This window comes from Zavarzinia sp., from assembly GCF_049306435.1.
Lineage (GTDB): Bacteria > Pseudomonadota > Alphaproteobacteria > Zavarziniales > Zavarziniaceae > Zavarzinia.
In genome coordinates, this window is the sequence record NZ_JBAQRT010000072.1 from 1 (window position 1) to 7,678 (window position 7,678).

General features: G+C 67.6%; 8 protein-coding genes. 3 read left to right on the forward strand and 5 right to left on the reverse strand.

The window, feature by feature from the left end; translation table 11 throughout:
• The first annotated feature begins 184 nt into the window (after positions 1 to 184).
• From WAZ62_RS03600 to WAZ62_RS03610, 3 genes are read left to right on the forward strand one after another with little or no spacing between them, the layout of a single operon-like run.
• Positions 185 to 874 carry a DUF6134 family protein gene (locus WAZ62_RS03600; RefSeq protein ID WP_422642166.1) on the forward strand — a complete coding sequence of 230 codons (690 nt, stop codon included), beginning with the start codon at positions 185 to 187 and terminating at the stop codon, positions 872 to 874.
• The gene (locus WAZ62_RS03605; protein ID WP_422642167.1) at positions 871 to 1,617 is read left to right on the forward strand and encodes an SDR family NAD(P)-dependent oxidoreductase; all 747 of its coding nucleotides are present in this window, start codon (positions 871 to 873) and stop codon (positions 1,615 to 1,617) included. Before WAZ62_RS03600 ends, WAZ62_RS03605 begins: the two co-directional genes overlap by 4 nt.
• Positions 1,614 to 2,060: a nuclear transport factor 2 family protein gene (locus WAZ62_RS03610; RefSeq protein WP_422642168.1), complete on the forward strand. Its 447-nt coding sequence runs from the start codon at positions 1,614 to 1,616 to the stop codon at positions 2,058 to 2,060. Before WAZ62_RS03605 ends, WAZ62_RS03610 begins: the two co-directional genes overlap by 4 nt.
• 16 nt (positions 2,061 to 2,076) lie before the next feature.
• Here the strand turns inward: WAZ62_RS03610 and WAZ62_RS03615 are convergent, their stop codons facing one another.
• From WAZ62_RS03615 to WAZ62_RS03635, 5 genes are all read right to left on the reverse strand, one after another.
• A complete protein-coding gene (locus WAZ62_RS03615) occupies positions 2,077 to 3,453 on the reverse strand; it encodes an MFS transporter (protein WP_422642169.1) in 1,377 nt (458 codons plus the stop codon).
• A gap of 115 nt (positions 3,454 to 3,568) precedes the next feature.
• A complete protein-coding gene (locus WAZ62_RS03620; RefSeq protein ID WP_422642170.1) occupies positions 3,569 to 4,828 on the reverse strand; it encodes a class I SAM-dependent methyltransferase in 1,260 nt (419 codons plus the stop codon).
• Complete coding sequence (locus tag WAZ62_RS03625) at positions 4,825 to 5,586, reverse strand: DUF1365 domain-containing protein (protein WP_422642171.1); 762 nt, start codon at positions 5,584 to 5,586, stop codon at positions 4,825 to 4,827. Before WAZ62_RS03625 ends, WAZ62_RS03620 begins: the two co-directional genes overlap by 4 nt.
• On the reverse strand, positions 5,583 to 6,881 hold the full coding sequence (locus tag WAZ62_RS03630) for an NAD(P)/FAD-dependent oxidoreductase (RefSeq protein ID WP_422642172.1): 1,299 nt from the start codon (positions 6,879 to 6,881) through the stop codon (positions 5,583 to 5,585). The genes WAZ62_RS03625 and WAZ62_RS03630 overlap by 4 nt, the downstream gene beginning before the upstream one ends.
• The coding region (locus WAZ62_RS03635; RefSeq protein WP_422642173.1) for a cryptochrome/photolyase family protein at positions 6,878 to 7,678 on the reverse strand (801 nt) is incomplete at its 5' end. The genes WAZ62_RS03630 and WAZ62_RS03635, both read right to left, overlap by 4 nt.

Sequence of the window (7,678 nt, forward strand, 5' to 3'; positions counted from 1 at the left end):
GTGCCCTCACGGGCGGCAGCGCCATCACCGGCGCCCTGATCGGTGGTGCCGGCGGTGCCGCCATCGGCGCCCTGACCAGCGACGACGACCACAAGAGGCGCTGATCGGTATTTCCGCGCGCCGCTGATCCGCCGGCCTTCTTCCCTCGTAAGGAAGAAGGTCGGGTCGAGACGGGGAGCGGCGCATGAAGACCTGGGTTCGGACACTTGTCGTCCTCGCGGCGCTGATCGGCGCCGGTTCCGGACAGGTTCTCGGCGGGACATCGATCCCGGAGAAGGGCAATCTCTATTTCGACGTCTGGCGGAACGGCAACCTGATCGGCAGCCATCGCATCGATTTCCGGCGGGACGGCGCGGATCTCGTCGTCGACATCTCGATCCGCCTCGCGGTCGATTTCGCCTATGTCACGGTCTTCCGCTACGAGCACCGCAACGAGGAACGCTGGCGGGACGGCAGCCTGATCGCGATGACGAGCAGCACCAATGACGACGGCAAGGCCGGGCACGTCCGCCTCGCGGCGACGACGGACGGTCTCGCGGTCGAGGGCAGCGTCTTCACCGGCACCCTGCCGGCGGATCTTCTGCCGACGACTTATTGGCGGGTGGAATCGATCCGCCAGCGCCGCCTTATTTCCAGCCAGGACGGCCGCCCGATGGACGTTACCGTGACCGATGCCGGCCTCGACACCGTTCTGTCCGAAGGCCGCGTGGTGCCGGCCAGCCGTTACCTGATGCGTGGGGATCTCGATCTCGACCTCTGGTACGACGCCAACGGTGAATGGGTGAAGCTGACCTTCGTCGCCTCCGACGGCTCGACCATCGACTATCGCCGGGTGCCCGCGCCCCGCGTGATCGAAGCCGAGGCCCGGCCATGACCCGGCCGTTGGTCTGGATCACCGGCGCCAGTTCCGGCATCGGTTTCGCCCTCGCCGAGGAATTCAGCCGCCAGGGCTGGCGCGTCGCCGCCAGCGCGCGGGGGGCCGGGGGCCTAGGCCGTTTGCCGGCGGAGACGATCCTCGTCCCGCTCGACGTGACCGACGAGGCATTGGTGGCGAATGCCGTCACGGCGATCGAGGCCGCCCATGGCCCGATCGATCTCGCCATTCTCAACGCCGGCACCCACCGGCCGACCCCGGTGTCGGATTTCCGTCCGGCGGATTTTCGCGAACTTTTCACCGTCAATGTCTTCGGCACGGTGAACGGCCTCGCGGCGCTGCTGCCTCTGATGCGGGCGCGGGGGCGCGGGCGGATCGCCGTCGTCGCCTCCGTCGCCGGCTATTCGGGCTTGCCCGGGGCCTCGGCCTATGGCGCGTCCAAGGCGGCGCTGATCAACATGACCGAAGCCCTGCGGGTCGAACTCGCGGGCAGCGGCGTCGACATCCGCCTGGTCTGCCCGGGTTTCGTGCGCACGCCGCTGACCGACCGGAACGATTTTCCCATGCCCTTCCGCATCGAGGCGGACGAGGCGGCGCGGCGGATGTTCCATGCCCTGACGAAGGGCGGGGGATTCGAGACCAGTTTCCCGCGCCGCTTTACCTTCATGCTGAAGCTGCTGCGGCTGCTACCCTATCGCCTGTATTTTCCGCTGGTAAGGCTGATCACGGGGCAGGGCCGATGATGGATCTCGACGCGGCGCTCGGCCGCTATGCCGCCGCGCTCGAAGGGCTGACACCCGGAAGCGTCGGGGATCTGGGCACCGTGATGGCGGCCGACATCCGCTTTCGCGATCCGTTCAACGATTTCGCCGGTCTCGATCATGCCCGCGCCCTGTTCGGCCAGATGTTCGAGGATTGCCTCGATGTCCGCTTCACGGTCCGGGGCCGCTTCCGCGACGGGGCGCGGGCGGTGCTGCTGTGGACCATGGATTACCGGCTGCGGCGCTGGCCGGACAGGCCCTTGCGCATCGAAGGGGCGAGCGAGATCGATCTCGATCCCGCGAGCGGCCTTATCACCGCCCATGTCGATCACTGGGACGCCGCCTCGCAGCTCTACGAGCATTTTCCCGTGCTGGGCGGGGTGCTGCGGCTGTTGCGCCGGCGGATCGCGACGCCGGCGCCCTGAGAGCCTTCTCTGAGGCTTATTCCTCGCCCGAGGCGGCGAGGCGGCGGGCCAGCTTGCGTTCCATCATCGCCCGCAGCTTGGCATGGCGCTCGCGGGTGATCGGATAGTTCCAGATGATCTTGACCGAGAGGAAGCGCAGGGCCGGCGGCACCGCCGCGAACAGCAGGATCAGCGCCAGGATGGCGTCGGGCGGATTGGGGTTCTGCGCCGTCGCCGAGGCATCGAAGCCGAAGGCACCCAGCAGCGGCAGGGTGACACCGGCGGCGACGCCGCCCGCCATCTTGGTGACCATGTTCCAGATCGCGAAGTAGAGACCGGCGCGCTGCTGGCCCGAGCGGATCGAATCGATGTCGACGACATCGGCCTGCATGGACGAGGCCAGGATCTGGTCGCAGCCAAGGCTCATGCCGGTGAAGATCGAGATGACGAAGAAGATCCAGACATCGCCGGGGCCGAGGAACGGCGTGACCAGGAAGATCGCCGCCGAGGAGATCATCGAGAAGGCCCAGGTCCGATGCTTGCCGAAGCGCTCGGCGAGGCGCATCCACAGCGGCACGGCGACGATGCCGGCGATGAAATAGGTCAGCAGCAGCATGGGCCCGTGTTCCGGGTCCTCGAGCACGAAGCGGACGTAGAAGAAGAACAGGGTGGCGACGATCGCCTGCGCCGTCGCGTTCAGCATGAAGGCGGAAATCAGGCGCAGGAAGGGGCCGTTCTTGCGGATGGCGTCGACCGAGGCGCGCCAGCCGTGGCCATGGCCGGCGGCGATCACCTGCGGCTCCGGCACCTTCCAGAAGATGAGGGCGAGCGAGAGCGGCAGCACGATGATGACGAAGAACCCGATGGTCTCCATGGTCGCGGTCTGGCCGGTGACGCCGAACGCCTTCAGGATCGTCGGCACGCCCGCCGCCAGCACGGTGCCGACCAGCAGGAACAGCTCGCGAATGCCGGCGATGCGCGTCCGCTCGTCGAAATTGCCCGTCAGCTCGGCGCCCCAGGCGACATAGGGGACGATCACCATGGTCCAGCTGGCGTAGAGAATGGTCATCCAGACCAGGAAATAGACCCAGTCGACCTGTTCAGGGGGCAGGAAGGTGTGCCAGATCGCGATGATCAGCAGCACCGTGCCGATCAGCAGCCAGGGCCGGCGGCGGCCCCAGCGCGTGCGCACCCGGTCGGAAATCGCGCCGAAGGTCGGATCGAAGATCGCGTCGGCAAGCCGCACGGCGAACAGGATCGCGCCGACCTCCCCGGCCGGCAGGCCTTTCTCGACCGTGTAGAAGGGCACGAGATAGAGGAGAAGGGGAACGCCGACAGCGGTCAATGCGAGGGCGGGAAGACCATAAAGCCAGACCTGCAAAGCGGGGAGGCGGGACGTCGATGAATTGACCACGCTGTTTTGCTGCCTGCTCTTAGTTCTCTGATCCCGTTCTGTAGCCTTGCCCCGGTTAAGGCAAGCCCAAATAAGGCAGGGCTCAACCTTGGACCGGATTATGGCCGAATTCCGGTCAGGCCGGATGAAGCACGGTCTGCATCACGTCGATCGATCCGGTCTCGAAGCCGGCTTCGCAATAGCAGAGATAGTAGTTCCACAGCCGGCGAAATCGGTCATCGAAACCGAGGGGACGGATTCTGTCCCCGGCGGCATTGAAGCGCTCGAACCACAGCTTCAGCGTGCGGGCATAGTCGCGGCCGTGGGTGGTGGTCTCGCCCGTCCGCAGTCCCGCTGTCCTGGCCGCGCTGTCGAACGCCGATGGCGAGGGCAGCATTCCGCCGGGAAAGACATATTTCTGGATGAAATCGACCTCGCGGCGATAGCGGGCGAAATAGCGCTCGGCGATGGTGATGACCTGAAGCGCGGCGCGGCCCTCGGGCTTCAGCAGGTCGGCGATCCGGCCGAAGAACCGCGGCCAGTAGCGCTCGCCCACCGCCTCGAACATCTCGACCGAGGCGATGCGGTCGAAGCGACCGGGAACGTCGCGATAATCCTGCAGGCGGATCTCGACCTTCTCGGCGAGGCCCGCCTCGAAGATGCGGCGGCGGGCATGGTCATGCTGTTCGCGCGAAATGGTGATGGCGGTCACCCTCGCGCCGAAGCGGCTTGCCGCCCGTTCGGCGAAACCGCCCCAGCCGCAGCCGATCTCGAGCACATGCAGGTCGGGACCAAGGCCCAGCTTGCGGCCGAGAAGATCGTTCTTGGCATCCTGGGCGGCCGACAGGTCGCTGATGCCGCCGTCGAACACCGCCGACGAATAGGTCATCCCGGGATCGAGCCAGGCGGCGTAGAAGTCGTTGCCGAGGTCGTAGTGGTGGGCGATGTTGCGCCGGCTGCCCTTGCGGCTGTTGCGGTTCATGACGTGGCCGAAGCGGGCGAGGCCCCGCACCCACCATTTGCCGTCCAGTACCTGATCGAGCAGGGCTTCGTTCACATTCATGACCGCGAGCAGGGTCGTCAGGTCCGGCGTATCGAACACGCCGTCGATATAGGCCTCGGCGAAACCAAGACCGCCGCGCATCAGCACCCGCCGCCCCAGGCTCTGGTCGCGCAGCACGATTTCCGCCGTCGGCCCCGGCGTCCGGCCGCGGATCGCCACCGTGGGACCGCCCGGCAGGGTCAGCATCACCGTGCCGTGATCGAGATGGCCGCACAGGCGCAGCACGAGGCGCAGCCAGCGGTCGAGCCCGGGGAGATGCAGCGCCGTCTCGCGCTCGATCACGCCGTGGCAGGGGCTGCCGACGTGGCTGCCGGCGGTCGATGTCATGCTCATGGGCGCGCATCCTCGGCGGTGGCGGGCTTGCGGAAAAAGGGCGCGCGCTTCAGCCACAGGCGTAGGGCCTGCCAGTGAATGGCGGCCACGACCTTGAGGGTCATCAGCGGATGGCCGAGCACGGCCATCGCCAGGGCGCGGTCGGTGAAGGGCTGGCCGCGACCCGACAGCGTGGTGTTCAGGACCGGGCCGTCGTCGTCGCCGGCATCGATGGCGATCGCCAGGGTCTCGTCCGGACGGCGCAGGCGAAAGCGGTAGCGCAGGCCCATGGCCATGAAGGGCGAGACATGAAAGGTCTTTCCGGTTTCCTGCAGTACCACGCCGTCCTCCCCCCGGGCGGCAAGGGCGTAGGCGTGCTGTTCGCCGAAGGTGTTCTTCACCTCGTAGACGATCGCCGCCGGCACATCGCCGTCACCGATGAAATAGATGCTCAGGGGATTGAATACGAAACCCCAAAGCCGGGGAAAGCACAAAATCTCGATCCGCTGACCGGGAGGAACGCGGATTCCCGCATTCGCGATCTGGGCTTCCACCCACGGGCGAAGCGGGCTGCCGTCGCGGGCGCCATGGTCGCGATCGTGGAACGAAATGACGTTGAATCGATTGGCGGAGAACAGCCGGGTCGGGCGGGATGTTTCCGCCATCCGGTCGATGTCGAGCAGAACCGAGAACACCCGGTAACTGAAGGCGTGGCGCAAGGGGCGCAGCCGGCCGTGGAAGACCCGGCCGGGATAGAGCCGTGCCGGCGGGCGGGTCATTCCGCCGCCGCCATCGCCGGCATCCAGGCGGGGCGGCAGCCGAAGGCCGCGGCGGCGGCGATGCCGGCGGCCAGTCCGTCCTCGTGAAAGCCGTTGCCGGCGTAACTGCCGGCGAACCAGACGCGATTTCGGCCCTGCGCGGCCGGCAGGTCGCGTTGGGCGGCGATCGCGGCACCGTCGAACATCGGGTGACGATAATGATCCGTGGCGAAGACGAACTCGTCCCGGATCGGCCGGAACGGATTGAGGGAAACGAACAGCGGCCGCGCGGGATCGATGTTCTGCAGCCGGTTCATCCAGTAGGTCAGGGCGACCTTGCTTCCCGCGTGGCCCTTGCCGGTCAGATAATTCCAGCTCGACCAGACCGCCCGGCGGCGGGGCATCTGGCCTGCGTCCCGGTGCAGGACGGCGACATTGTCGGTGTAGCGGAAGGCGCCGAGAACGCGACGTTCGGCGTCATCGGGCCGGTCCAGCAGGGCCAGCGCCTGATCGGCATGGGTGGCCAGCACGACGGCATCGAAACGCTCGCGGTTGCCGGCGGCGTCGATCACCGTCGCGCCGAAGGCATCCCGCTCGATCCGGACGGCGGGGCAGGACAGGCGGACCGTGTCGCCAAGGTCCCGGCCGATCGCATCGACATAGGACCGGCTGCCGCCGCGCACCGTCCGCCACTGGTGGCGGTCGTCGAGGCCGCGCAGCAGGGCGTGATTGGCGAAGAAGCGAATGAAGCTGGCCGCCGGGAAGTCCATCATGTCGGCAGCCGGGGTCGACCAGATCGCCGCGCCCATGGGCAGCAGATAGTCGTGGCGGAAGGCCTCGCCAAAGCCGCCCCGCGCCAGATAGTCGCCGAGCGTGAGGCCGTCCAGCCGGCCGGCGGCGAGATCGGCGGCGGCATCGCGGTTGAAACGCAGGATGTCGCGCAACATGCCGAGGAAGCGGGGACGCGCCAGGTTGCGCTTCTGGGCGAAGACGGTGCGCAGACTCTCCCCCGCCCATTCCAGCCGCCCGTCGCCGGCCGAGACCGAGAAGCTCATGTTGCTCTCGTCGGTCGCGACGCCAAGGCTGGCGAAGAGCCGGGTGAGATGCGGATAGTTCACCTCGTTGTAGACGATGAAGCCGGTGTCGACCGGGATCAGCGCGCCGCCGTGATCGACCAGCCTCGTATGGGCATGGCCGCCCAGCCGGTTTTCCTTTTCATAGACCGTGACCCGGCAGCGGTCGCGCAGCAGCCAGGCGGCTGCCAGGCCTGAAATGCCGGTGCCGATGACGGCGATGCGCTGAACGGCCGGGGTCATGCGGCGAACTCCTGTTTCATGCTGGCGAAGGCATCGAGCGCGCGGCGTCTCGCCACGCCGTGATCGATGATGGGGGCGGGATAGTCGCGGCCGATGTGGACACCGAAGCGTCCCGCCGCGGCCGGGTCGGCGGCGGGCTCGTGGATCAAGTCGTCGGGCAGGGCCGCCAGTTCGGGCACGAAGCGGCGGATATAGTCACCGGCGGGATCGAATTTCCGGCCCTGCAGGGTGGGATTGAAAATGCGGAAGAAGGGCGCGGCATCGGCGCCGCTGCCCGCCACCCACTGCCAGCTCGCGGCATTGCTGGCGACATCGGCATCGACCAGCGTATCGGCGAACCAGTCGAGGCCGGCGGTCCAGGGCAGCAGCAGGTCCTTGACCAGGAAGGATGCGGCGATCATGCGCACCCGGTTGTGCATCCATCCCGTCCGCCACAATTCGCGCATTCCGGCGTCGACGATGGGATAGCCGGTCAGGCCCGTTTGCCAGGCGGACAGGGCGCCGTCGTCGGCGGCGAAGGGAAAGCGGTCGAAGGCTGGCCGCAGGGGACGGCGCGGCATGTCCGGCTCCGCCGCCAGCAGATGGTAGGAGAATTCACGCCAGCCCAGCTCGGAAAGGAAACGCGCGGCACCCTCGGCCCGCGAAGGGTCGCGGGCCTCGGCGTGATGGGCGGCGTGCCAGACCTGCGCCGGACCGATCTCGCCAAAGGCCAGATGCGGCGACAGGCGCGAGGTCGCCCGCAGGTCGGGCCGGTCGCGAAGCCTGCCATAGCGGCCAAGATCCTGCCGGATGAAGGC